Origin of the sequence: Streptomyces rectiverticillatus (assembly GCF_013394065.1) — a bacterium.
Classification (GTDB): Bacteria; Actinomycetota; Actinomycetes; order Streptomycetales; family Streptomycetaceae; genus Streptomyces; species Streptomyces rectiverticillatus.
Genome location: NZ_CP040752.1, coordinates 410,522 through 432,168 on the forward strand (window position 1 = coordinate 410,522; position 21,647 = coordinate 432,168).

Annotated in this window: 21 protein-coding genes and 4 pseudogenes; 15 read left to right on the forward strand and 10 right to left on the reverse strand. The window is 70.0% G+C overall.

The genetic code is table 11. The annotated features are described in order from the left end of the window. Nucleotides 1–3: 3 nt before the first annotated feature. Together FGW37_RS01575 and FGW37_RS01580 are read right to left on the reverse strand one after the other, a co-directional pair. Nucleotides 4–390, reverse strand: a complete 387-nt coding sequence (locus FGW37_RS01575; RefSeq protein WP_246430210.1) for a hypothetical protein — start codon at nucleotides 388–390, stop codon at nucleotides 4–6. After that, on the reverse strand, nucleotides 380–592 hold the full coding sequence (locus tag FGW37_RS01580) for a helix-turn-helix transcriptional regulator (protein WP_045933922.1): 213 nt from the start codon (nucleotides 590–592) through the stop codon (nucleotides 380–382). The genes FGW37_RS01575 and FGW37_RS01580 overlap by 11 nt, the downstream gene beginning before the upstream one ends. Nucleotides 593–773: 181 nt before the next feature. On the opposite strand from FGW37_RS01580, the pseudogene FGW37_RS01585 reads away from it, so the two are divergent. After that, nucleotides 774–1,541 (forward strand): annotated as a pseudogene (locus tag FGW37_RS01585) (transposase). 55 nt (nucleotides 1,542–1,596) lie between these two features. On the opposite strand, the gene FGW37_RS01590 reads toward FGW37_RS01585, so the two are convergent. Continuing rightward, nucleotides 1,597–2,112: a secondary thiamine-phosphate synthase enzyme YjbQ gene (locus FGW37_RS01590; RefSeq protein WP_179079384.1), complete on the reverse strand. Its 516-nt coding sequence runs from the start codon at nucleotides 2,110–2,112 to the stop codon at nucleotides 1,597–1,599. Nucleotides 2,113–2,673: 561 nt separating this feature from the next. Then, a pseudogene (locus FGW37_RS01595) lies at nucleotides 2,674–3,512 on the reverse strand (SDR family oxidoreductase). A gap of 9 nt (nucleotides 3,513–3,521) precedes the next feature. Between FGW37_RS01595 and FGW37_RS01600 the strand changes: the two are divergent. From FGW37_RS01600 to FGW37_RS01620, 5 genes and pseudogenes are all read left to right on the forward strand, one after another. Next, nucleotides 3,522–3,677 (forward strand): annotated as a pseudogene (locus FGW37_RS01600) (winged helix-turn-helix transcriptional regulator); the annotation flags it as partial. Nucleotides 3,678–3,954: 277 nt separating this feature from the next. Next, nucleotides 3,955–5,109 (forward strand): FAD-dependent monooxygenase, encoded by a 1,155-nt coding sequence (locus FGW37_RS01605; RefSeq protein ID WP_246430211.1) that lies wholly within the window; start codon nucleotides 3,955–3,957, stop codon nucleotides 5,107–5,109. 210 nt (nucleotides 5,110–5,319) lie between these two features. Then, nucleotides 5,320–6,261 (forward strand): VOC family protein, encoded by a 942-nt coding sequence (locus tag FGW37_RS01610; protein WP_179079385.1) that lies wholly within the window; start codon nucleotides 5,320–5,322, stop codon nucleotides 6,259–6,261. Between the two features lie 104 nt (nucleotides 6,262–6,365). Next, nucleotides 6,366–7,343: a helix-turn-helix transcriptional regulator gene (locus FGW37_RS01615; protein ID WP_179079386.1), complete on the forward strand. Its 978-nt coding sequence runs from the start codon at nucleotides 6,366–6,368 to the stop codon at nucleotides 7,341–7,343. Nucleotides 7,344–7,442: 99 nt separating this feature from the next. Beyond that, nucleotides 7,443–8,105: pseudogene (locus tag FGW37_RS01620) on the forward strand (condensation domain-containing protein); the annotation flags it as partial. A 259-nt stretch (nucleotides 8,106–8,364) separates the two neighbouring features. Here the strand turns inward: FGW37_RS01620 and FGW37_RS01625 are convergent. Continuing rightward, nucleotides 8,365–9,009 carry a macro domain-containing protein gene (locus FGW37_RS01625; protein ID WP_246430212.1) on the reverse strand — a complete coding sequence of 215 codons (645 nt, stop codon included), beginning with the start codon at nucleotides 9,007–9,009 and terminating at the stop codon, nucleotides 8,365–8,367. A gap of 328 nt (nucleotides 9,010–9,337) precedes the next feature. On the opposite strand from FGW37_RS01625, the gene FGW37_RS01630 reads away from it, so the two are divergent. The 6 genes from FGW37_RS01630 (at nucleotide 9,338) to FGW37_RS01650 (ending at nucleotide 15,746) form a co-directional block, all read left to right on the forward strand. Next, complete coding sequence (locus FGW37_RS01630; RefSeq protein ID WP_179079388.1) at nucleotides 9,338–10,960, forward strand: ADP-ribosyltransferase domain-containing protein; 1,623 nt, start codon at nucleotides 9,338–9,340, stop codon at nucleotides 10,958–10,960. 162 nt (nucleotides 10,961–11,122) lie between these two features. Further along, nucleotides 11,123–12,052, forward strand: a complete 930-nt coding sequence (locus FGW37_RS01635; protein WP_179079389.1) for a LysR family transcriptional regulator — start codon at nucleotides 11,123–11,125, stop codon at nucleotides 12,050–12,052. A gap of 158 nt (nucleotides 12,053–12,210) precedes the next feature. Further along, the gene (gene dmpI / locus FGW37_RS01640; protein WP_058041880.1) at nucleotides 12,211–12,393 is read left to right on the forward strand and encodes a 4-oxalocrotonate tautomerase DmpI; all 183 of its coding nucleotides are present in this window, start codon (nucleotides 12,211–12,213) and stop codon (nucleotides 12,391–12,393) included. Between the two features lie 198 nt (nucleotides 12,394–12,591). Continuing rightward, complete coding sequence (locus FGW37_RS01645; RefSeq protein ID WP_179079390.1) at nucleotides 12,592–13,491, forward strand: DMT family transporter; 900 nt, start codon at nucleotides 12,592–12,594, stop codon at nucleotides 13,489–13,491. Between the two features lie 177 nt (nucleotides 13,492–13,668). After that, nucleotides 13,669–13,803, forward strand: a complete 135-nt coding sequence (locus FGW37_RS33790; protein WP_281394943.1) for a hypothetical protein — start codon at nucleotides 13,669–13,671, stop codon at nucleotides 13,801–13,803. A gap of 440 nt (nucleotides 13,804–14,243) precedes the next feature. After that, nucleotides 14,244–15,746 (forward strand): hypothetical protein, encoded by a 1,503-nt coding sequence (locus tag FGW37_RS01650; protein WP_179079391.1) that lies wholly within the window; start codon nucleotides 14,244–14,246, stop codon nucleotides 15,744–15,746. Nucleotides 15,747–15,813: 67 nt separating this feature from the next. Here the strand turns inward: FGW37_RS01650 and FGW37_RS01655 are convergent, their stop codons facing one another. After that, nucleotides 15,814–17,031 (reverse strand): cytochrome P450 family protein, encoded by a 1,218-nt coding sequence (locus FGW37_RS01655; protein WP_179079392.1) that lies wholly within the window; start codon nucleotides 17,029–17,031, stop codon nucleotides 15,814–15,816. Between the two features lie 179 nt (nucleotides 17,032–17,210). On the opposite strand from FGW37_RS01655, the gene FGW37_RS01660 reads away from it, so the two are divergent. Continuing rightward, complete coding sequence (locus tag FGW37_RS01660; protein WP_179079393.1) at nucleotides 17,211–17,870, forward strand: TetR/AcrR family transcriptional regulator; 660 nt, start codon at nucleotides 17,211–17,213, stop codon at nucleotides 17,868–17,870. Here FGW37_RS01660 and FGW37_RS01665 read toward each other — a convergent pair. From FGW37_RS01665 to FGW37_RS01680, 4 genes are all read right to left on the reverse strand, one after another. Continuing rightward, nucleotides 17,769–18,167, reverse strand: a complete 399-nt coding sequence (locus FGW37_RS01665; RefSeq protein WP_179079394.1) for a DNA glycosylase AlkZ-like family protein — start codon at nucleotides 18,165–18,167, stop codon at nucleotides 17,769–17,771. The genes FGW37_RS01660 and FGW37_RS01665 overlap by 102 nt on opposite strands. Next, nucleotides 18,127–18,591 carry an SRPBCC family protein gene (locus FGW37_RS01670; protein WP_179079395.1) on the reverse strand — a complete coding sequence of 155 codons (465 nt, stop codon included), beginning with the start codon at nucleotides 18,589–18,591 and terminating at the stop codon, nucleotides 18,127–18,129. Before FGW37_RS01670 ends, FGW37_RS01665 begins: the two co-directional genes overlap by 41 nt. Beyond that, nucleotides 18,579–19,502, reverse strand: a complete 924-nt coding sequence (locus FGW37_RS01675) for an RNA polymerase sigma-70 factor (RefSeq protein WP_179079396.1) — start codon at nucleotides 19,500–19,502, stop codon at nucleotides 18,579–18,581. Before FGW37_RS01675 ends, FGW37_RS01670 begins: the two co-directional genes overlap by 13 nt. Nucleotides 19,503–19,588: 86 nt before the next feature. Further along, nucleotides 19,589–20,041 carry a VOC family protein gene (locus tag FGW37_RS01680; RefSeq protein WP_179079397.1) on the reverse strand — a complete coding sequence of 151 codons (453 nt, stop codon included), beginning with the start codon at nucleotides 20,039–20,041 and terminating at the stop codon, nucleotides 19,589–19,591. Between the two features lie 57 nt (nucleotides 20,042–20,098). Here FGW37_RS01680 and FGW37_RS01685 point away from each other — a divergent pair, with 57 nt between their 5' ends. Together FGW37_RS01685 and FGW37_RS01690 are read left to right on the forward strand one after the other, a co-directional pair. Further along, complete coding sequence (locus FGW37_RS01685) at nucleotides 20,099–20,701, forward strand: CGNR zinc finger domain-containing protein (RefSeq protein WP_179079398.1); 603 nt, start codon at nucleotides 20,099–20,101, stop codon at nucleotides 20,699–20,701. A gap of 137 nt (nucleotides 20,702–20,838) precedes the next feature. Next, nucleotides 20,839–21,636: an isocitrate lyase/PEP mutase family protein gene (locus FGW37_RS01690; protein WP_179079399.1), complete on the forward strand. Its 798-nt coding sequence runs from the start codon at nucleotides 20,839–20,841 to the stop codon at nucleotides 21,634–21,636. Nucleotides 21,637–21,647 lie beyond the last annotated feature (11 nt).

Consider the following 21,647-nt stretch of genomic DNA (forward strand, 5'->3'; position numbering starts at 1 on the left):
CACTCAGGTACGCCGAGACAAGAGGGCGACGAACGCGATGTAAGTGATGGCGGCGGTGGCCACGAACCAGAAGTACGGATCGCCGCTTCTTCCGGATGCCAGTTCACCGATGAAGGCGCAGAGATTCCCCACGGTAAGCACGATGCCCGTACCGGCCCAGGCCCACCCTCCGATCCGTGCGAAGCGCTCGTCGGGAGCCTTCTCCGTGAGGCCCTGGTAGGTCTCGCTCCGGCGTCCCAGCAGCATTAAGGCAAGACTGCAGACCGCCAGGATCCCGAAGGTCACCAGGCCGAGAGCGAGGTGGCCGCCGACAGTCGCGGCCGTGAGGCAGGCGATTCCGACGGCGAGGAAGAAGCCGGGGACGGACCGCCTGGCTGTGTTACTGGTCATCTGCTGGGCTCTCATTGGCGTGGAACATCTCCTCAACGCTGACCTCGAAGAACTTGGCCATGGACAAGGCGAGCGGCAGGGAAGGCGTGTACCGCTCGGTCTCGATGGCGTTGATCGTTTGCCGCGAGACCCCGAGGGCTGTGCCCAGCTGGCCCTGGGAGAGCCCTCGTGACGACCGCAGCTCCCTGACGCTGTTTCGCATATGTAAAGCTTACTTGTCACCTCTCGGCGGCTGTCAAGCTTGCTTTACATGAAGGGTAAGGCTCACACGGCGCCTCGGGCACTGCGCTGGTGGCCGGCCCGGAAGGGCGAGCGCATCCCCGACCGCCTCTTGGAAGGCCGCAATCCCGCCCGCGAGTGCGGCTCCAGCCCGAGGTGGGGATGTGGCTGGTGTGATCACGGCGTCGGTGCCGTCCTGGATAGGCCCGTTCGCCGGGCTGAGCGCACGCTGCTTCGGCAAGCTGGTGGCCGAGCTGCGGCGCGAGGGCGCCGATAGAGTGCGACGGGGGCGCCCCTGGATCCTGCCATTGGAGGACCGGGTGCTGCTAGTAACGGCCTACTGCCGCACCAACTTGACGATGCGGCAGCTCGCCCCGCTCTTCGGTGTCTCGAAGTCCGCGGCCGACCGCATCATCGACCACCTCGGCCCGCTACTGGCTCTGCGGCCCAGACGTCGCTTCGCGAAGGGCACAGTGCTGATCGTCGACGGCACCCTGGTGCCCACGCGGGACCAGGCGATCGCCGAGCAGTCGAAAAACTACCGGTACTCCACCAACCATCAGGTCGTCATCGACGCCGACACCCGCCTGGTCGTCGTGGTGGGACAACCGCTGCCCGGCAACCGCAACGACTGCAAAGCGTGGGAGGAATCCGGCACCAAGGCCGCCGTCGGCAACACCATGGCGATCGCCGACGGCGGCTATCCGGGCACCGGACTGGTGATGCCGCACCGCCGCCGCAAGGGCGAGGAATTACCGGCCTGGAAGGAAGAGCACAACCTGTCACACAAGCAGGTCCGCGCTCGCGTCGAGCATACTTTCGCTCGCATGAAGACCTGGAAGATCCTGCGGGACTGCCGCCTATAGGGCGCCGGCGTCCACCACGCCATGCTCGGCATCGCCTGCCTGCACAACCTCACCCTCGCCGGATAGACGAGCGTGCCTTGCTGCTGAACCAGTCACACCCAGAAATCAATTGCAGGACACTTTAGGCCCGGTGAACGCGGACCAACAGCTCTCGTGTACGTGGTCCGTCGAACTCGGCCATCATGATCGCTTGCCACTGGCCCAAGTACAGCTTGCTTGCCGTGACCGGGATGGTCAGTTCGGGGTGAGTGGCGACCATGGCGCGAGCGTGAGAGTGGCCGTTGTCGCGTTCGCCGTGGACTGCCCGCTCAGCGGGGGTGCGCTCCTTGTCGTGGGCGTAGTGATGCTTGTTGCTGTGCGGGGCGATGCGTTCAAGCACAGCCTTCATGTCCGTGTCCAGGCCTCTGTCGTTCTCGTTGATCGTCAGCCCACATGTGGTGTGGCCGCAGTACACGTGCAGTGTGCCCTCGGTGACTCCCGACTGGGCTACCAACCGCCGGAGTTCGTCAGTGAGGTCGATGGTGGCTTCGTGAGTGTCGATGGTGACGGAGAACCGGACCGACACGGCGATGGAGCTACCTACCGGAAGAACGTCGTGTGACACGACGTCTATCCGACTGTCCGAGATGGTCGCCATAGCGCCTCCGTAACGGTGTGCTTCAAGGCAGAAAGCCTCAGCCTCGCCGTGAACAGTGACAGGGCGATCACGGATGCGGCAACGACACTCTCGGCCATGTGTTGTCGGCCGTTAGACACACGATCCACCACAGGCAGCACGCGCACTGACATCGAAGATCATTTGCGGGACAGCCCTTAGGGGTTGGCTCCAGCACACGCCCGTCGCGGTCCGTCCTGTTAGAGGAATTCCCGGAGCAGCACATGAGTGTCGCTGGCAGATGAGACCCGATTCCGGGGGGCGCTTCAAACCAGAGACCGGCCGCCACAAGGCCGGCTCCGATGGCGGAACCCGAACGTGTCAGGGGAGGCTCTCGGGCTACTCGTCCAGGAGGTGGCGGATTGCTCGCGCGCGTCGAAGCGAGGAGGGAGTCGTCCAATACCTCACGGGCAGGCGGGCGGTGCATTTCGAGCGGAGAACTGTCGGGAGACCGGAGGGCCACCGAGCCCGAAGGGATGTGCAGCGCTCACCATTCGGCGGCGCAGAGGCCGTTCGGGCTCGTCCCAGTGGCGCTGACCGGTCTCAGCGGAACGCGGCGATATTGCGGGCGACCCAGTCGGCGAATGGGCGCGGGGCGCGGCCGAGGACGCGCTGGACGTCCGGGGTGAGGCGCAGTTCGGCCGGGCTCGGGGAACCGAGGATGTCCAGGGTGTCCTCGGCGAGTTCCGCCGGCATGCTCCGGGCCATGGCGGCCTTGGCCTCGTCGCGGGTGAGGTCGTGAAACCGCACGGGTGAGCCCAGTGCGGCGGCGATGGCATCCGCCTGCCGGCGCGGAGTGATCACCTCCGGGCCGGTCAGCTCGTACACGCCGCCGGCGTGCCGGTCTTCCAGCAGGCAGGCCGCCGCGACCTCGGCGATGTCCGCCGGGTCGGTGATCGGCACTCCGACGTCGCCGAAGGGCGCGGCGACGACCTGCCGCGTGCGGATGGACTCGGCCCACCACAGGGCGTTGGAGGCGAAGCCGCCCGGCCGCAGGACGGCCCACTCCAGGCCCGACTCCCTCAGCACGTCCTCCACCTCGCGCATCGCGATCCGCGTCGGGCCGAAGGGCCTGGTCGCCACGCCCTGCGAGGAGAGCAGGACGACCCGGCGGACCCTCTGGCCGCGGCTTCGCCGATGATGAAGGCCGGGGCGGCTCCGGCGGCGTGCAGGTCGCCGGACAGCAGCAGGAACAACGCTTTCGCCCCGGCCAGCGCGGGCTCAAGGCCGGCCGGCTCGGCGAGGTCGGCCACCACGCGGCGGACGCCGTCCGGCACCGCCGCCGCGTGCCGTGACACCGCCGTCACCTGCTGACCCGCCTCGGCCAGCGCTCGCGTCAACGGCCGGCCCACGTTCCCGGTAGCCCCGGTCACCACGATCATGATCAGCTCCTTGTCCGAGACGACCTGGTCCGGCGGAAGGTCGAGCCGACGACGCCGCCCCAGGTCACCTACGGGCTGACCGAGTTCGGTCGGGACGTCGGCGAGCCACTGGCGGAGCTGTTCGACCGGATTACACGGCGGCTGTCGCCGCGCAACGCGGAATAGCAGCAGCGTGGTAGTCGGCCGACCACGACCGGAGGATCTGGCCCGGCTGGTCCGGCTGGCCCGTCTGGCCCGGCTGGCCCGGCTGGTCCGGCTGGCCCGCCAGGAGGAGGGCTTCAGCCACGCTCAGGCCTGTCGATCGCATGACCTGAGGGCTACGCGCCCTCTCCCTGCTACAGCGCAAGTCGTTGCCGACAACGGATGGTCGCCTCCCGAATCGGATAGGGCCGGGTGCCGATCGGACCTACGGTTCGGGGAAATCGGTGCTCGGGAGGCGTGTATGGACAGCAGTCGTGGTGTACGGACGGCCGTGGTCGTGGGTGCGGGCATTGCCGGGCTGACGGCGGCCACTGCCCTGGCACGTGGCGGATGGCAAGTCGAGATCGCCGAGATCAGCCCGGCAGAGGCGACGTCCGGCTGGGGGCTGTGCCTGACCGGTCCTTCGCTGCGCGCGCTGGCCGAACTGAGGCTGGCGGACGCATGCCTGACCGCGGGCCACAGCATGACCACGGTCACGCATGTGGGCGCGACCGGCGAACCCGTGGACGAGATCCAGCTGCCACGCCTGATAGGTGCGCGGCGGCCGGCGATGGCGGGCATAGCGCGCCCCGTACTGCACCGCATCCTGCATGCGGAAGCCGAACGATGCGGCGTGGTGGTGCACCGGGGACTGACGGTCGTGGCGGTGGAGCAGGTGGGGAACGCGCGGGCGGCCGCCGGGCCGTCGGAGCTCGTCCGCGTGCGGCTGTCGGACGGGACGGTCAGGCAGGCCGGGCTGATCGTGGGTGCGGACGGGATCGGCTCGTCGGCGCGGGGCCTGCTGGGCCTCGATGCCTCGGTCGACTACCACGGGCAGATGGTGTGGCGGGCGCTGGTGCCGCGCCCGCCGTGGGCCACCGGGATCCATCACTTCGCAGGGAAGGCCGACACGGCCGGCCTCGTACCCATCTCGGACAGCCTGGCGTATGTGTTCCTGACGGAGAACGGGGTGGAGCAGAGCTTCCTCCCGGATGCCGGGCTCGCCCTGCGGCTGCAGCAGCTGCTGGAGCCGTTCCCCGGCCGGGTCGAGGAGCTCCGCCCGCTGGTGGCCGCGTCGAGGTCGGTCGTACGCCGCCCGGTGCGGACGACGTTCCTGGAGGGAGCCTGGCACCGCGGCAGCGGCGTCGTCATCGGTGACGCCGCGCATGCGCCCGCCCCGCAGATGGCCAGCGGCGCGGCACTGGCCATCGAGGACGGGCTTGTGCTGGCGGAGGAGTTGGCGCGGCACGAGTCGGTCAGTGAAGCGCTTGAGGCGTTCACCGGCCGGCGCAGGCAGCGGTGCCGGACGCTGGTGGAGACCTCTATGGCGATCGCCGGCCTGGAGCAGGCGCAGCGCCACCACGACGCGCATGCGCTGGTATATGCCTGCCACCAGCAGATGGCCGAGCCCGCGTGATCATCCGGCGTCCGCCGTTCGTACAGCGAACGGAAACTCGTGGCACGCCCGCCCGGAGGAGAGCCATGCGCGCGGCCGGCCGCTGCGCGAACGAGGGTTCGCGGGCCGACCTGCACGTGGGCTTACCGCACGACTATGCCGTCCCGTCCCGCGCACCTGCTGACTGAAGAACTGAGCTGACCCGCACGCCTTGAGGGAGTGGAGTGCACCATGAGCAACAGCAGTCTGATCACCCACCTGCGGCACATCGACATCGCCATGCCGAACTTCGCCGAGCAGCGCCGCTTCTACACCGAGCTGTGGGGGCTGACGGAGACCGCCGGTGACACCGGAGTCTCGTTTCTGGCCGCCGAGGGCTCACCGGAGCAGTACGTGGTGCGGCTGCGCGAGGATGCCCGCAAGCGCACCGACCTCATCGCTTTCGGTGCCGCCGGCGCGGGCGACGTCGACACCCTGGCCGCGCGGCTGACCGCCGGAGGCGTGCGGCTCGTCCACGAGCCGAAGACGCTTGACACCCCGGGAGGCGGCTACGGGGTCCGCTTCTTCGACAACGAGGGCCGCATGGTGGAAGTCTCCGCCGACGTAACCCCGCGCCGGCACCGCAGGATCGAAGCCCGCGAGCCGGTCCCGGTGCGGCTGTCTCATGTGCTGATGAACTCTCCTACCCCCGAGGCCACGGTTGCCTGGTACGTCAAGTACTTGGGGTTCCGCCTCTCGGACACCATGTGCCTCGGCGGCCGCGGCGAAATCATGTGGTTCCTGCGGTGCAACACCTTCCACCACAGCTTCGGCATCGTGCGCGGGCCGCACGCGGCCTTCCACCACGCCTCCTTCGAGATGCGCGGCATCGATGAATTCATGCGCGGCACCGGCCGGATGCGGCGCCTGGGAATCGAGCGCCTGTGGGGACCGGGGCGGCACCGTGCCGGTGACAACACCTTCAGCTACTTCCTCGACCGGGCCGGCAACACCGTCGAGTACACCACCGAGCTGGAGGTCCTGGACGAGGACACCTGGCACCCCCACCTCTACGACCTGCGCGACCCCGCCAACGCGGATCAGTGGGGCACGGCGAACGAGATGGACGAGTTCATCGCCGCCAAGTCCCACAACGACGCCGACCCCGGGCTGTTCGACGCCCCGCCGATGTGACGGCGCCGCAGCGACAAGCCGGGGCCTGACACACTGGGTCCTCTTCGTCCGTCGTATCCGCTCCCTCAGCACCGCGGTAGGGGGCCCCAAGGGAGGTGAACGCCGTGCCGGAGCCGCTGCGCAACTACCTCATTGCCAAGTCCCGTAACCCCGGCGACGTGCTCAACGCCGCCACCCGGCTGTTCGGCGGCTCGATCACCACGTCGCCCCTGAACGGTCTGAGCAGCGGCGCAGACCACGAACTGCGCGGCGTGGTCGCCGATGACTTCGCGGTCGGCTACTTCGCCTCGCCACTCGACGTGCGCGTCGCATCCGTCGGCGGCCGCAGCTCCTATTTCGTCAACATCGGTGTGACCGGCGCGATTTCGGCATCGTGCGGCGGCCTGCCGGCGACCCTCGACAGGACGACGGCGGGAGTCGTCAACCCCGGTGACACCCAGGAGCTGCGGCCCTTGCGAAGCACCCGGACGGGTTTCGTGGGGCTGCGGATCGACGCCGCGCTCGTGGAGCAGGAGTTCACCGCGCTGACCGGGCATCCTCCGGTGTCCACCGTCCGATTCGACTTCGCGCTCGATGTGGCCAGGTCCAAGGGCCGGGCGGTGCGGCTGCTGGTACGTTCACTGCTGGAACAACTGGACTCGGGAGACTCCCTGTTCCAGCGCCAGGAGCTGCAGCGAAGTCAGCTACGGTGCATCGTCACCGCCCTGCTCCTGGCCCAGCCGCACTCGCACACCGGCGCGCTGCGGGACGGTCCGCACTCCGGACATCCGCGCTCCTTGCGCACGGCCCTCGCATTCATCGAGGCGAACCTCGCCGAGCGCATCACCCTCGGTGACATCGCCAAGGCCGCTGCATGCAGCCCGCGGACCATCAGCTCCGCATTCCGCGCCCGGCTGGGCCTCTCGCCCCTTGCGTACGTCCGCAACCGGCGGCTGGACCGGATCCGTGCGGACATCCTCGCTTCCACCGACTCCGTCGGCACGATCGCCTACCGGTGGGGCGTCTCCCATCTGGGCCGCTTCGCGGCCGAGTACCGCAACCGCTTCGCCGAACTGCCCTCCGCCACCGCGGCCCGCAGGTAGCCCACAGCCGGCCCTCCCATTGCGCCGTCGCGCGGCCAGGGTGCGCATCCTGCGGGCCTGGGTTCTGGCAGCCGGAGAGGCCCGCCTTCCCCTACCGGGGGCCCGTCCGTGCGACGCTTCACGCTGAACGCCGATGCCGTCATGCTGCAGCGTCAAGACGTCGGTGACTTTCCCGACACGGCGACGCTGACCCAGTACCTACAGGATCGCTTCGACGTCGTGGCGAACGCGCTCGTCTGGCCGAACTTCATCTTCGCCGCAGTCGTCACGGACGACTGCACCAGCGTGCACATGGCGTTCGACCACAGCAACGTCGACGCGTACTCGATCCAGCGCATCCCCGGTGAGATACACGATCTCTACGCGGCCGGCCTCGAAGGCCGCTCCGTGGATGCGACACCGGTCGCCGGCTATGTCGACTTCAGCGCAGCCGAGCCCACGGAAGCCGACCGGATCGACGACACGCACGCGATCGTCTCCCGCTGGAGGGAGTTCATCGCCCGGTGCGACGGGAAACTGCCGAACTTCCCTGTCGATCTCGGCCTCGACCCCGAAGGCCCACTGCCGGTCCAGAAGTTCACGCACGCGATGCTCGCAGACGACACGGAAGCAGCAGCCTTCGAAGCGTACTGCCGCCCCTATGGCGGCAGCTTGGTCGGCATCCTCTCTGCCATTGCCCTCATCGTTCACGAGGTCGGCGGCCGGCAGGTGTACCGCACCGTCGTGCCGTTCCGCGCCCGGCTTCGACAGCGTGCTGGCGATGGTCCGCGCCGCGCCGCGGGAGAACCGGCAGATGTCGCGCATACCTCGGAGCGGTGGCAGGACCGGAAGCCGTACGGACTGATCCGTGTCTCGTACGGCGACCAGGTCTGCGTGCGGGAACGCATCGTCACCGTGGCGCGGGAACACTCGGCTGTAAGCGTCTAGCAGTGCCGAACGGAGCCGGGCAGTGAGCGGTGTGCCGCAGCAGCCCCTCGCCGCGGCACACCGCTCCCGCCGGACGGGCGACATCGCCCGCGCCTCACTTCGGCGGTTCGATGCGTACCCGCTGTTCGACGGGCGCGTTCTCGATGTCGTCGAGTTGCCCGATGACCGTGCTGCGCAGGTCGTCGTAGTCCTCGAAGTAGTAGTCGTTGAACAGCGTGTAGCCCGTCCACATCAGGTTGGCGCACACTCGTGCCGGCACCCGGCCGGTCCGGGCGCCCATGCCCACCAGCGCCACGGACTCGATGCTGCCCGGCGCCTCCTTGTTCTTCCGGTGGATCGCCTGGAACGCGGCGGCGCACGCCAGGGCCACATTCAACGTCTCACTCACATTCTGCGAAGACGTTTCCATCGTCGGCGTCGATATCAGGAACTTCGGATTGACCGCCCCGGACGGAACGCACACCGCGCCGCCCACCGGGAGGCTTCCCGCGAACTGGTCGCGGATCGCCCGCTGTACGCGCAGTTGGATGCCCGCTCCGAGGTGCCGCTTGATGGCCGCGTCGACTCCGCCGTCCATCCGGCCCCGGGAATTGGTCGGGTTCACCCAGGCATCGACTTCCTCGTCAAGGATCGAGCCTTTGCGGATCTCGATCCCGGGGGTGTCGGCGAACGCCGCCCGCCATGCCTCCACCACCTTGGTGTTGATGTCGGTCAGCACCACCCTGAGCGGCGACTGCATGCGATTCACGGTCATAATGCACTCCAATCGGCAACCGGTCCTTCGACCACTCACGAAGCTACCTTGCCCCACTGACAACGCCGCTGGCGACAGTGGTTCGTGACCCGTCGTCACGATTGCGAGCAAACTGAGCCGGTGCTAGCCTGCCGCCAGATTTCCGCAGGTCAGCCCTGACCTCCGGCACCCCGACGAGAGCCCACCGGCCCGCACGCACGGTGCTCGGGGCTCCTGCCCCCTCTTGTCGCATTCAGTACGTTTGCGCGGAACTCGCCCACCTCACCGACCATGTCCCCATCAGCACGGTTCGATAATTCGGAGCACCTCCACAATGAGCGATGCCAACACCCCGGCCCAGCCCGACCCGAATGACCTTCTGGCCCTCACCGAACTGTTCAAAGGCGGCGGTGAACCGTGGCTTCCGCTCCTGAAGCCGGTTATCGAGGCGCAGCCGGACGCAGCCAGGTTCATCGGCCCGGGCCGCGGCCCGGAAGTCGTTCCTGTCCGCGAACTGACTTTCCAGGCGCTCAAGCCCAATCCACCGCACAAGTGGAAGGTCGTCATATTCGGGCAGAACCCGTATCCGCGGCCGGAGAGCGCCACCGGCATCGCCATGTTCGACAACACCTTCCACGACTGGAAGGACAGTCAGTTCGGCAGGGTCGTCAGCATCCGCTGCATCATCAAGGCAGCGGCGATGTGGAAGTACGGGATTCCCAAGAAGACCCCGATAGCCGACATTCGTGCACTGCTGAAGAAGCAGGACACCGTCCAGCCGCCGGAATGGTTCCAGGCGATGCTCACGCAGGGCGTACTGCTGCTGAACGCGGCACTCACCGCCAGCAGCGAGGGGGCGAGGGGAGCCGACCCGCACACCGCATTCTGGCGCCCGGTCGCCGAGCGGATCGTCGAGGAGATCCTCAAGGCCAAGCAGGACGCCGACGAGGAAGACCGTGGCGTCGTCTTCGCATGGTGGGGCGCTCACGCACGCAATCTGAAGAAGATCGTCCTCCGGCTCCAGGAGAAGTACCCCGAGGTCGAGGTCCGGCACATCGACCACCCCAATCCCGCGGCGCAGGGCGACATCTTCTGCGACGACGACCATTTCGGGATGGTGAACGATGCCCTCGCATCGCTCGGCGCCGACCAGATCGACTGGCTGCCGAGCAAGGGCTGGAACCAGCTCACGGAGGAAGCCGGCGGGACGGACAACGACGTCGCCGAACGCATGGGCGCGTTCATCACGTCCACCATGGAACTGCACCAGCTCTACCTCGAACGACTTGCCAGCGTCAAAGACGAGGGTCTCGCCCTCCCCGCGATCACCGGCGTGTTCGACACCCCGCTCATGGAGTTCCGAGACGCCGTCGCCCCGGTCGCCAAGCTACTGTCCGGTCTCGACCGGCACGTCGACCAGTCGCACGAATTCGGCAAGAGCCGGGCGGACGCAGCGGCCGGCAACGGCAGCCTGTCCGCCGACGCGATTGCCGCCCTCTACCTCTACACCTGCCAGTCCGCGTTCTACCGGGAGATCAACAAGGTCCTGCGCTCCCCGGACCGGGCCGGAATCGTCCCGTACCTCCCGTACCTGCGGCTGCTGTTCTCGGCGGTGTCGCAGCTTCCCGCCCGCACCGAGCCGTTGTGGCGTGGCGTATCGCTGGACCTGCGCACGCAGTACCCGCTCGGTCGGACCGTGACCTGGTGGGGTGTGTCCTCGTGCACGCCCAAGCTCGGCGTGGCACAGGCATTCCTCGGCAGCCGCGGTAAGCGGACGCTCTTCGAGGTGGTACCCGCCCGGGCCGTGGGCATCAGCAGGTTCTCCGCCTTCACCGGCGAGGAGGAATTCATCCTCTCGCCGGGCACACAGCTCAAGGTGACGGACGTCAAGACCGAGCGCGGAGGTCTGTGCACCGTGAAACTGACCGAATTGGAGGAGCAGCCCCTGGTGTCCTGAGCGGGCGCCGGCACGTCGGGCCCCGCGGCACCTGGGATTGATTGAGAGCCCCGCTCACGGAGGGCGATCGCGGGGGCCGTGCATCCGCAACATTCCGGTACGGCAGGATCGAGCGAAGGGCCTGGGAGAGGCACCGGGAAAGTCACGGGGAAAGGTGGTCCGGTGGAGCTGCGTCAGTTGCGTTATTTCGTCACCGTGGCGGAGGAACTGCATTTCGGACGGGCGGCGGAGCGGCTGGTGATCGGGCAGCCGGCCGTCAGCCAGCAGATCCGGCGGCTGGAACGCGAGCTGAAGATCGAGCTCTTCGACCGGACGCCCAGGATCGTCCGCCTCACCGCGGCCGGACAGGCCTTCCTCCCCGCCGCGCGCGCCGTCCTCGCGGCAGAGGACTCCGCCCGGGCCGTGGCCGCGGAGCTGACGGGCGGAGGCCGCGGCGTCTTCCGGCTCGGCACCATCACCGGGCTCGGCGAGAGGCTCGACCGCGTGCTGGAGGCCTTCGGGGAGCATGCGCCGGGCGTCCGGGTGGAGTTGGTCGCGCTGCCCGTACGCGAACGCCTCGCGCGGCTCGCCGACGGTCGACTGGATGCCGTCTTCGTCCGTGGCGGTGCACCTGCCTCCGACGGTGCGCCGGCTCAGGACGGCGCCGGCGCTGTGGTCCAGGGCGGTGACGAGCTGCGGCGCCGCCTGCTCTGGGAGGACGAGCTGGTGGCGGCAGTGCCCGCCAGGCACCCCCTCGCCGAGCAATCGGCAGTCAGTCTCGCCGAGCTTGCGGCGCTGCCGCTGCGTCTGACCGAGCGGCGTCATCACCCGGCGCTGGTCGACCTCGTCCTCGACGGCTGCCGGAAGGCGGGCTTCGAGCCGACTCCGGGGCCGGTATTCAGCAGTCTTCAGGACACCCTGGCGGCGATCGGCTCGGGCACGCCGATGTGGACGGTGGTCTACGCCGGCAACGCCCGGCTGATGCGGCTGCCGCGCGTGGCCTTCGTCCCCTTCTCCGGGCCCGGGCTGCGGCTGCCCGTCGAGCTGGTGGTCCGGGGCGGTACGTCCTCCCCGCTGGTTGGTTTGCTGCAGGATGCCGTGACAGGTGCCTAATCAGTGACCAGTACTCAGTGATCAGTAATCGTGATCGCTGCGAGAGTCATTCGGGTCTGGGTGGGCACCGGCCCTGCGCGGTGAACTGTTTCCAGGACGGAACGCACCGCACCGGAACCGCCGGTGGGGCACTCCGGTCCGGAAACAAGGAGCACATCATGCCCATCGTCACCATTCAGCAGGGTCCCCGTGACATCGAGCTCAAGCGTGATCTGGTGGCTCGCGTCACCGACGCGTTCGTCGATGCCCTGCACATTCCCGCCGAGGCCGTGCAGGTATGGATTCACGAGGTTCCGGCCGACAGCTGGGGCGTGGCGGGCAAGCTGACCGCCGACAAGTAGGCCGCTCTCAGCGGGGCCGAGGTCAGCCCCGGCCCCGCCCCGGCCCCGGCCCCGAGCCCGGCCCCGCAGGAAAGCTCCCCCAGCGGCCGACGTGTCCTGCGCGCCTCTTCCCCGGTCCGCCCGGCCGTGTGATCGTCTTTCTCACATGACGGCCGGTGAGGTCATGCCCGGGGTACGGACGAACGACGGGAGGATGGCATGTCAGCCGCCCTGCTCTCCGCGGCGTTCGCCCTGCTGGCGGCCGCGGGCAACGCGACGGGGACGGTGCTTCAGCGCATCGCCGCGCGCACCGTGCCTCACGGGGACGCGTTCAGCGTGCGCCTGATCCGGCATCTGGTGCGCAACCCGGCATGGCTCGGCGGGATCGCGGTGATCGTGGGCGCTGCGGCGTGCCAGGCGCTGGCCCTGAACCTCGGGTCGCTCTCGCTCGTCCAGCCCATCCTCGTGACGGAACTGCCCTTCACGCTCGTCATCGCCTGTGCGTTTTCCCGCCGCCGCCTTTCCGCGACCGGCTGGGCCGCGTCCCTCATGGTGGCCTTCGGGCTGGGGCTGGCGCTGTTCGCCGCCGCGCCCTCCGGGGGGCACGGGGAGGTTTCCGCCTGGCTGTGGGTCCTCACCCTGACCGCCACCGTGGGCGCCATGGCCGTCTGCGTCATGGCCGCCCTCACCAGGCCCCGCGGTATGAGCAGGGCGGCACTGTTCAGCTCCGCGTCGGCGATCAGCTACGCCTTGACGGCGACGTTGATGACGACCGCCACGGATGTCTTCGAACGGCAGGGCGCCGGGGCGTTTCTCACCTGCTGGCAGACGTACGGCTTCTTCGCCGCCGGCGGCCTGGCGCTCTTCCTCCTGGCCAACGCCATGGAGTCGGGGCCGCTGGTGGCCTCTCAGCCGGCCCTCACTCTCGGCGAGGCGCTGGTCAGTCTGGCACTGGGCGGCCTGGTGTACGGCGAGCGCGTACGGACCGGCTGGTGGCTCGTCCCGGAGGGGGTGGGCGCGGTGCTGGTCACGTGGGGCATCCTGCTCCTCCCCGGGGTCGAGACGGAGGCCGAGGCGTCGCCTGAGTCGTCCGAGTCGTCCGAGTCCTCGGCCACGTGACCTGTCTCCCAGGCCCCACAGCCGGAGTCGACGCGCTACGCGTGTCCGCCGTACGCGCTCCAAGACGCTCCAGGACCCTGCAGTCCGGCGACCTCGAACGGACATCATCCGGATCCCATCACGTAAATCGGGTAAACGGAAGATAGACGGCCCGAAGGAGGAGCCATGTCGGGGTTGATGGCACGTATCAAGCAGTTCACCCGTAGCCCGCACGGACAGCGGACCATCGCGTCGGCCCGGCGCGCTGCAGCCGACCCGCGCAAACGTGCCCAGGCCCGCAAGCTGCTCGCCCGGCTGCGTGGACGCCGGTAGCGGCTGGCTGACAGTGCCACGGAGGGTGAAGGGCGCCGGGCCCGTGCCCGGCGCCCGGGCTCGGAACGAGCGCACCGTGGCAGGCGACGGTCCCCCGTAGGCACGGCACCGCGGGCGCCCATCACGCAGGGAACTTAGTGTGGAACCGACCGTGACCACTCGGGAGGTGAGGAGGGCGTGGCATGCCGGACCGGTCGGGCCTGGGGTACCGGCTGCGGCTGACAACGACCGGCCGTGTGGCTACGGGCGCCGTGATCGACGCCCACGGAGTGTGCCGTTCCCCCCTGTCCTGGATCAGCTTGCCCCGGATCAGCCGCCCGGTCGCGGACGACCGCAATCCCTCAGCCGGGCCGGCCGGCCGACGCGACGGCGGCCCGGCCCGTTCCCGACGCGGAACGGGAGTCCGGCGGAGGCAGTGGCGGTGGCGGTGGCGTGGGATCGTGCCGGTGGTGTGGGTGGCCGTGGCCTTCGGTGTGGTGCAGCTGGTGGTGGTGCCGTTGCGGCTGCCGCTGGGCTGGGACGAGGCCGTATACGTGAGTCAGGTGAGCCCCCGGGTGCCGGCCGCGTATTTCAGCGCGCCGCGGGCCCGGGGGATCAGCTGGCTGGCCGCGCCTGCGGTGCTGCTCAGTGCATCGGTGGTGGTGTTGCGGACCTGGATGGTGGCGCTGGCCACGGCGGGCCTGGTGGCGGCCTTCTGGCCGTGGCGCCGCCTGGTCGGCGAAGCGGTCACGGCGGTGGCCGCGGCGGCGTTCGCCGGTCTGTGGGTCGTGCAGTTCTACGCGGGCGAGGTCATGCCGAACCTGTACGTGGCCTACGGGGCGACGGCCGCGACGGGATGGTTCCTGCGGGCTGCCACTACCGCTGCCGCCGGGCCGATGTGGCGCAGCGCGTGGGCCGGGGTGGCGGTGAGTGTGGCGTTCACCGCGTTGATGCGCCCGCCCGACGCGGTGTTCCTCGCGCTCGCGCTGCTCGCAGCCGCCGCGATCACGCCCTCCTGGCGCCGGTGGCGCCCCGCGGCCGCCGTGGTGGGCGGGCTCGCGGCCGGGCTGGCGCCATGGCTCGCCGAGGCGTACACCGACTTCGACGGGCCGGTGGCCCGGCTGCGGGACGGCAGTGGTGTCCAGGGCGGCATGGGGTGGACCAACACCCTCGGCATGCACCTGCGCGCCCTGAACGGGCCGCTGCTGTGCCGCCCGTGCCACATCGCCTGGGATTACCCGCTGCTGTCGCTGTGGTGGCTCGCCACGCCCGTCGTGGTCGTCGCGTCCCTGATCCTGGTTATGGTCAGGACCAGGACCAAGACCGGGTACCGGCACGGTGGCCGGACCGCCGCCGGCGGGCGCGGCACGCCACGGGTGGCAGTGATCGCGCTACCCACGGCCTGCGCGGCGGCGATGTCGCTGCAATACCTTTTCCTTCTCGACTACGCGGCCCCCCGCTTCCTCATCCCCGCCTACGCCCAACTCACCATTCCCGTCGCCGCCTTCGCCGTCGCCCTGCTGCGTGGCGCCCGGCGCCGATGGCGCCCGGTCGTGGCCGTGGTGCTGGGCGTCGCCTTTGCCCTGCATCTGACCACCCAATACCTGGTGCTCCAACGGAGAGTCGGCGATCAGGTGCGCCTCCGCGCCGACACGCTGCAGGCCGCCGAGCGCCTGCACCGCGCCGGTCTGAGCCCGCCGTGCACCCTGGTCGGCCCCGAGGTCGTCTCCGTCGCCTTCCACGCGGGCTGCTCGTCCGAAGCGCTGACCGGCAACAACACGTCCATCACCGTCGGCGAACTGCTGCAGCGGGCCAGGTCGGAACCGGTGGCCGCCGCCGCCCGCGTCCCGGGGGCGCCCGGGTTCGCGCGCGACTGGACACCGTGCGTGCTGCGGATGCCGGACGGGGCCGACTGGTACCTCTATCTGGCCTCGTCGCCCCGGGTGACGGGCCGCTGCGGCTGATGCCGTCTGCGATGCGGCTGTCGTGGTCTAGTGATGTGGTTGTCGTGGTCCAGTGATGCGGCTGATGTCACTGCGTCGGGCTGTAGCGGACGGGCAGACGGGACAGGCCGCGGATCAGGCCGGGGCGCCAAGGGGCCTCCGCCGGGTCGGTGTCCAGCTTCAGGTCGGGCAGGCGGCCGAGGAGGGCGGGGAGGGCGACGGCCGCCTCCAGGCGGGCGAGTGGCGCGCCCAGGCAGTGGTGGATGCCGTGGCCGAAGGCCGGATGTCCGCCGCCGGGCGTGCGGGGGCGGCGGATGTCGAAGCGGTCGGGTTCGGCGAAGCGGCCGGGGTCCCGGGAGGCCGAGGCCAGCAGGATGAGGACGGCCTCCCCCGCCGGGATGGTCCGGCCGGCGATCTCGACGCTCTGCCTGGTCCAGCGGTACGCGGCAGAGGCCACCGGCCCCTCGTAACGCAGCATCTCCTCGATCGCGCCTTCGAGCAGGGAGGGGTCGGATTGCAGGGCTGCGAGCTGCTCGGGGTGGGTGAGCAGGGCGTACGTGCCGTTGGCGAGCAGGTTGACGGTGGTCTCGTGGCCGGCGACGAGCAGGAGGAACGCCATGCCGATCAGCTCGTCCATGGGCAGGCGGCGCCCTTCGGCGTCCTCGGCCCGGACCAGCGCGCTCAGCAAGTCCTCCCCCGGGTGGCGCTCCTTGGACCGGAGCAGCTCGGTGAGGAAGGCCGCCATCGCTGCGGCCGCCTCGGCGCCTGCCGGGGAGGCGGGTTCGAAGACGATCCGTTGCGACCACTCGTGGAAGGGCTCGCGGTCCGCTTCGGGTACGCCCAGGAGCTCGCAGATGACGGCGATGGGGAGGGGAAGCGCGAAGGATGCGACGAGATCGGTGGCGCCCGACGGGGCGATCCGGTCCAGCAGTTCGTCGGTGATCTGCTGGATGCGCGGCCTGAGGGCTTCGATGCGCCGGGCGGTGAACTCTCCGGCGACCAGCGCGCGCAGGCGGGTGTGCTGGGGCGGGTCGGTCTGGAGCATGTTGCGGCCGACTGCTTGGCCGCCGTCGCTGGTCCAGCGGGAGGAGTGGCGGACGTCGGTGCTGAGCCCGGGGTTCGTGAGGGCTGCGCGCACCGCGTCGTACCCGAGGATCACCCAGACGTCGCCGGCCCCTTCCGTGGGGACGCGGTGGACGGGGCCCTGCTCGCGCAGGTGGGCGTAGAGGGGATAGGGGTCGGCCACGAAGTCCGGGAAGTCCGTGCCGGCCGGGGCCAGGGCCTGGAAGTCGGGAAGCGTGCTCATCGATCGTCATCCCTTCGTCGGCCGGTGCGAGCACGCGCCCGCCCGGACCCAGCAAAGTGGGGACGACTCCCCACTACGTGCCCCGTGACCTTAACAGCGAAACGGGGACCAGTCCACGGTTCACTGTTAGGGTGCTGCCAAGGCGAGGAACAGGCGGAAATTGGATATAAGGAGGGCCGATGAGCGACGGAGGGACGGGCCCCTTGCGCAAGGACGCCCAGCGCAACCGGGACCTGCTCATCGCAGCCGCCCGCGAGATCTACGCCGAACGCGGTGTGGAAGCCCCCCTGGACGACATCGCCCGCCGCGCCGGCGTCGGCAACGCCACCCTCTACCGGCGCTTCCCCACCCGCGGCGCGCTCATCGAGGCGGTCTTCGGTGACGCCCTGACCCACACGCTGCGCCGGGGCGAGGAAGCGCGTGGCGCCGACGACGCGTGGGCCGGGCTGACCGGCTATCTCGATTACATCTTCGAGGGCCTGGCCGCCGACAGAGGCGCCAACGATCTGATGACCACCAGCATCCCCGACGTCCCCTCCCTCGACGCCCTCAAGACGCACCACCACGAGACCGTCTCCCTGCTCATCCGACGCGCTCAGGAACAGGGCTCCATGCGCGACGACGTGGTCGTCGAGGACCTGCTGTTCGCGCTGGCCGCCCTCGGCCGCGTCGTCCCCGCCTCCGTGACCGTCGCCCCCCAGGCCTGGCGACGCCACCTCCGCCTCCTCCTGGACGGTCTACGCGCCCCGGCCGCCACCGCCCTCCCCGTACCGCCGCTCACCCCTGACCAGCTGACGGGCGCGCTCCGCGCACTGGCCGGCCACGACGCTCCCGACTGACGTCCAGGACATCGCCGCCGTGACCGGGCCGAACGCGACGAGGGAGTGGCGGGCGAGTGCGGCCTTGGCTTCGGGCGCCGGCACGGCGGGGAACGACTCGGACGGGGCCCAGCGGAACTGGGCGGAGGTCCACGAGCCCGCGGGGCGGGTGCGGTGGATGCGGCCTTCGGCGGCGAGGGCGCCCAGGATGGGGGCGGTGACGCGCTGGCGGGTCTCGTAGGACTTGCCGGGGTTGAGGACGTAGTGCTCGCGCAGGTTACGCCCGGTGCCTGCCGGAGCGTCCGGCCAGCGCAGCATCGGCAGCGGCGAGGATGTTTCCGAAAGTGCCCGTGATGATCGGCCGCGCGAGGCGCCGGGTGAGGAAGGGGCCGATCAACGGGACGGGGATCTCGGCGCGCGTGGTCCAGCGGACGTGAGTGCCACCGTCGGTCTCGGTGAACGTCATGCGGCCGAGTTCGTGCCGGGCCGGCGGCAGGCTGCGGTCGACGACGTACTCGGTGGCGTACGGCGGGTCGTAGTGCGTGATGCGCTCGCGGAACCAGCCGATCAGCCAGAGGTGACTGCGCACCGCGCCGACGCCGTACGGCGCGGTCTCGCCGCGCCGGGTCAGGCGGCAGCGCAGCACCAAGGGCGAGGACGTGTAGTTCGTGGTCGTGGTGAGCCAGGCGAAGACGTCGTCGATCGGGGCGTCGATGGTGCGCTCTACGATCATGCTTTCCATGGCCGGCGTTCTCCCCTGTTGAGTGGGTGCACCGCATCGGCGCGGTGCAGCTTGTCCGGGTTGCGTATGACGTAGAGGCCGGTGATCCGTCCGTCGTGAATCTCGAAGGCGAGCAGCCAGTCGAGTTCACCGTCGGTGAGCGAGCGCGCCGCGGGCATGCCGTTGTAGGTGGCGTGCTCGATGCGGGTCGTCGCGGTGACGCTGGTGCGGGCCACGCCGAGGACGTAGCGGGCGACGTCGGCGCGGCCCGTGATGGGGTGGCGGGCGGCGGACACTTTCCCGCCGCCGTCGGAGACCTGCACGACATCGGGCGCCAGCAGGTCCATCAGCGCCTGGACTTCACCGGTCGTCGTCGCGAGCAGGAACCGCTGGACGATCTCCCGGGTGGCTTCGGAGTCGGGCTCGAAGCGGCGACGCCGGGCGTGGACGTGCCGGCGTGCGCGGTGGGCGATCTGCCGGACGGTGACCTCGGTCTTCCCGATCGAGGCGGCGATCTCGCCGTGGGTGTAGCCGAACACGTCGTGCAGCACGAACACCGCGCGCTCGGCAGGGTTCAGCGTCTCCAGGACGAGCATCATGGCCATCGACACCGACTCGTTGAGGATCACGTCCTCGCTCACCTCGGGCGCGGTGCGGATCGGCTCGGGCAGCCACGTGCCGACGTACTCCTCGCGCCGCGCCTTGACGGCGCGCAGGTGGTTGAGGGACTGCCGGGTCACCACGCGGACCAGGTAGGCGCGCGGATGCTCGACCGTGGCCGGGTCGACCGCGCTCCATCGCAAATAGCTCTCCTGCAGCACGTCCTCGGCATCGGTGGCGCTGCCCAGCATCTCGTAGGCGATGGTGAACAGCAGCGCACGGTGCTCGGTGAAGGCGTCCACGACGACCGGCTCCTTTCTTCGGACACCCATCGAGACACCCCGCACCGGCGAACCGTGACAGCCCCTCACTGTGATTCGCTTCACAGCGAGCGCCACGTCCCTACGTCCCTACATTCCTACGCCGCGCAGAATTCGTTGCCCTCCGGGTCCTGCATCACCCACCAGTGTCCTGCCGGGCCCTTGTTCACCTCGCGGATACGGGTCGCCCCCAGCCCTTCCAGCCGGGTCACCAGGTCGTCCAGGCCGCCGGGCTCGCTGTGTACGTCGATGTGCAAGCGGTTCTTGCCGGACTTGCCCTCGGGCACGTCCTGGAAGAGCAGCCGGCGGCCGCGGCCGACGCCGCTGGTCTCGTCGAACGGGTCCTCGGGGTGGCGGATCGCGGCGTAGCCGCGGAAGGTCTTGCGGCCGCGGTGCTCGACGACCGCCTCCTCGCCGATGTGCCCGGCGGCCAGCAGCTGCTCGACGAGCCTGCCGGGGTCTTCCACCTCGTACTCCAGGGCCGCGGCCCAGAAGTCGGCGAGGGCGGGTGCGTTCGTGCTGTCGATGACCAGCTTCCAGCTCAATGCCATGCCGCCAGTGTAGCCGCTGTAACCTGTTATATCGGTTACAACGGCTACACTGGCGGCATGGACTCCCCCGCGGCCAAGGGGCTCACGCTGCGCTCCCACACCGGCGTCGCCTACCGGTTCGACCCCGGCGCGCTGTGCCTGGAACTGCTGACCACCGGCGGCCCCGGCCCGTACCGCCGCTACGAGGTCCTGCACGAGCCCGCCGACCTGGCCGCCTGGGCGGAGCGGTCGCGGCTGACGCCAACGCCCGTGCTGGAGATATCCGAAGCCGAGGTGACCGGCATGCGGGAGCTGCGCGACGCGCTGTTCCGGGTGGTCATCGCCCACACGCGCGGCGAGCCCCACCCGCAGGGCGACCTGGAGACCATCAACGCGGCGGCCGCCCGCCCGTCCCTGGCCCCCGCCGTCGCACCGACCGGCGAGCGGCAGTGGGCCGGGAGCCCCAGCGGCACGCAGCTGGCGGCCACCGTCGCCCGGGACGCCGTCGAGCTGCTGACCGGCCCGTACGCGCACCGCATCCGCACCTGTGCCGCCGAGGACTGCCACCTCCTCTACGTCGACACCTCACGCCCGGGCCGGCGCCGCTGGTGCTCCATGGAGCACTGCGGCAACCGCAACAAGGTGAGGGCGCTGCGCGCCCGCCACTCCGAGGAAGAATGACGCGCCGGAGCGACGGGCGAGGTGCGCGGCTACCGGCCGGAGGACAATGGCAAGGGCAAGGGCAATGGCAATGGCCCATGAAATGGTCCCTCAAGTGGACCACCTGCGCGCAATCCTCCGCGTCTACGGTCGTTCACATGACAGCAATCACCGGCCACGCCGCCACCTTCCGCGGCCTGCACCACGACCGTGCCGGGCGCGGCCCCCTCGTCCTGCCCGGCCCTTGGGACCCTGCCAGCGCCCGCGCCTTCGCAGCCGCCGGTTTCCGGGCCATGGCCACGCCGAGCGCCGCCATCGCGGCCTCCCTCGGCTACGCCGACGGCAGCACCCCCGCGGACGAGATGTTCACCGCGGTCGCCCGCATCGTCCGGGCCCTCGCGGAGGACGGCGTGATGGTCTCCGCCGACATCGAGGACGGCTACGGGCTGCCGCCCGCCGAACTCGTCGAGCGGCTGCTGGAGACCGGCGCCGTCGGCTGCAATCTGGAAGACAGCGACCGCGCCACCGGACGGCTCAAGGACCCGGCCGAGCAGGCCGAGTGGCTGGCAGAGGTACGGGCCGCGGCCGGCGACCGGCTCGTGATCAATGCCCGCACCGACACCTTCCTGCGGGCCGGCCGAGCGGCCCCGGACGCCGCCTCCGCGATCGAGCGTGCCCGGCTCTACGTCCTCGCCGGCGCCGACTGCGTGTACCCCATCCTGGCCCCCGCGGAGCTCCTCCCGGAGATCACCCGCGCCGTTCCCGCACCCGTCAACGCCATCGTCCTTCCCGGCGGGCCCGCACCTCACGAGCTGGGCGAACTGGGCGCTGCCCGGGTCACGTTCGGCGGCGGGCTCCACCGCCGCACGATGGCGATGGTGGAGGACCTGGCGGCCGGCCTGCGGAAGACGGCGGACGTCACGACGGACGTCACGACGGACGTGACAGCGAACTGACGCGTCGCTGC

What these genes read in the sequence shown, in the direction of transcription:
- FGW37_RS01645 (WP_179079390.1), top strand. Translation starts at nt 12,592, where the DNA reads ATGTCAGCCGCCCTGCTCTCCGCGGCGTTCGCCCTGCTGGCGGCCGCG.
- FGW37_RS01680 (WP_179079397.1), bottom strand. Translation starts at nt 20,041, where the DNA reads ATGGCATTGAGCTGGAAGCTGGTCATCGACAGCACGAACGCACCCGCC.
- FGW37_RS01655 (WP_179079392.1), bottom strand. Translation starts at nt 17,031, where the DNA reads ATGAGCACGCTTCCCGACTTCCAGGCCCTGGCCCCGGCCGGCACGGAC.
- FGW37_RS01670 (WP_179079395.1), bottom strand. Translation starts at nt 18,591, where the DNA reads ATGGAAAGCATGATCGTAGAGCGCACCATCGACGCCCCGATCGACGAC.
- dmpI (WP_058041880.1), top strand. Translation starts at nt 12,211, where the DNA reads ATGCCCATCGTCACCATTCAGCAGGGTCCCCGTGACATCGAGCTCAAG.
- FGW37_RS01685 (WP_179079398.1), top strand. Translation starts at nt 20,099, where the DNA reads ATGGACTCCCCCGCGGCCAAGGGGCTCACGCTGCGCTCCCACACCGGC.
- FGW37_RS33790 (WP_281394943.1), top strand. Translation starts at nt 13,669, where the DNA reads ATGGCACGTATCAAGCAGTTCACCCGTAGCCCGCACGGACAGCGGACC.
- FGW37_RS01665 (WP_179079394.1), bottom strand. Translation starts at nt 18,167, where the DNA reads ATGCTGCGCTGGCCGGACGCTCCGGCAGGCACCGGGCGTAACCTGCGC.
- FGW37_RS01575 (WP_246430210.1), bottom strand. Translation starts at nt 390, where the DNA reads ATGACCAGTAACACAGCCAGGCGGTCCGTCCCCGGCTTCTTCCTCGCC.
- FGW37_RS01580 (WP_045933922.1), bottom strand. Translation starts at nt 592, where the DNA reads ATGCGAAACAGCGTCAGGGAGCTGCGGTCGTCACGAGGGCTCTCCCAG.
- FGW37_RS01590 (WP_179079384.1), bottom strand. Translation starts at nt 2,112, where the DNA reads ATGGCGACCATCTCGGACAGTCGGATAGACGTCGTGTCACACGACGTT.
- FGW37_RS01625 (WP_246430212.1), bottom strand. Translation starts at nt 9,009, where the DNA reads ATGCAGTCGCCGCTCAGGGTGGTGCTGACCGACATCAACACCAAGGTG.
- FGW37_RS01660 (WP_179079393.1), top strand. Translation starts at nt 17,211, where the DNA reads ATGAGCGACGGAGGGACGGGCCCCTTGCGCAAGGACGCCCAGCGCAAC.
- FGW37_RS01675 (WP_179079396.1), bottom strand. Translation starts at nt 19,502, where the DNA reads ATGGGTGTCCGAAGAAAGGAGCCGGTCGTCGTGGACGCCTTCACCGAG.
- FGW37_RS01610 (WP_179079385.1), top strand. Translation starts at nt 5,320, where the DNA reads ATGAGCAACAGCAGTCTGATCACCCACCTGCGGCACATCGACATCGCC.
- FGW37_RS01605 (WP_246430211.1), top strand. Translation starts at nt 3,955, where the DNA reads ATGGACAGCAGTCGTGGTGTACGGACGGCCGTGGTCGTGGGTGCGGGC.
- FGW37_RS01630 (WP_179079388.1), top strand. Translation starts at nt 9,338, where the DNA reads ATGAGCGATGCCAACACCCCGGCCCAGCCCGACCCGAATGACCTTCTG.
- FGW37_RS01690 (WP_179079399.1), top strand. Translation starts at nt 20,839, where the DNA reads ATGACAGCAATCACCGGCCACGCCGCCACCTTCCGCGGCCTGCACCAC.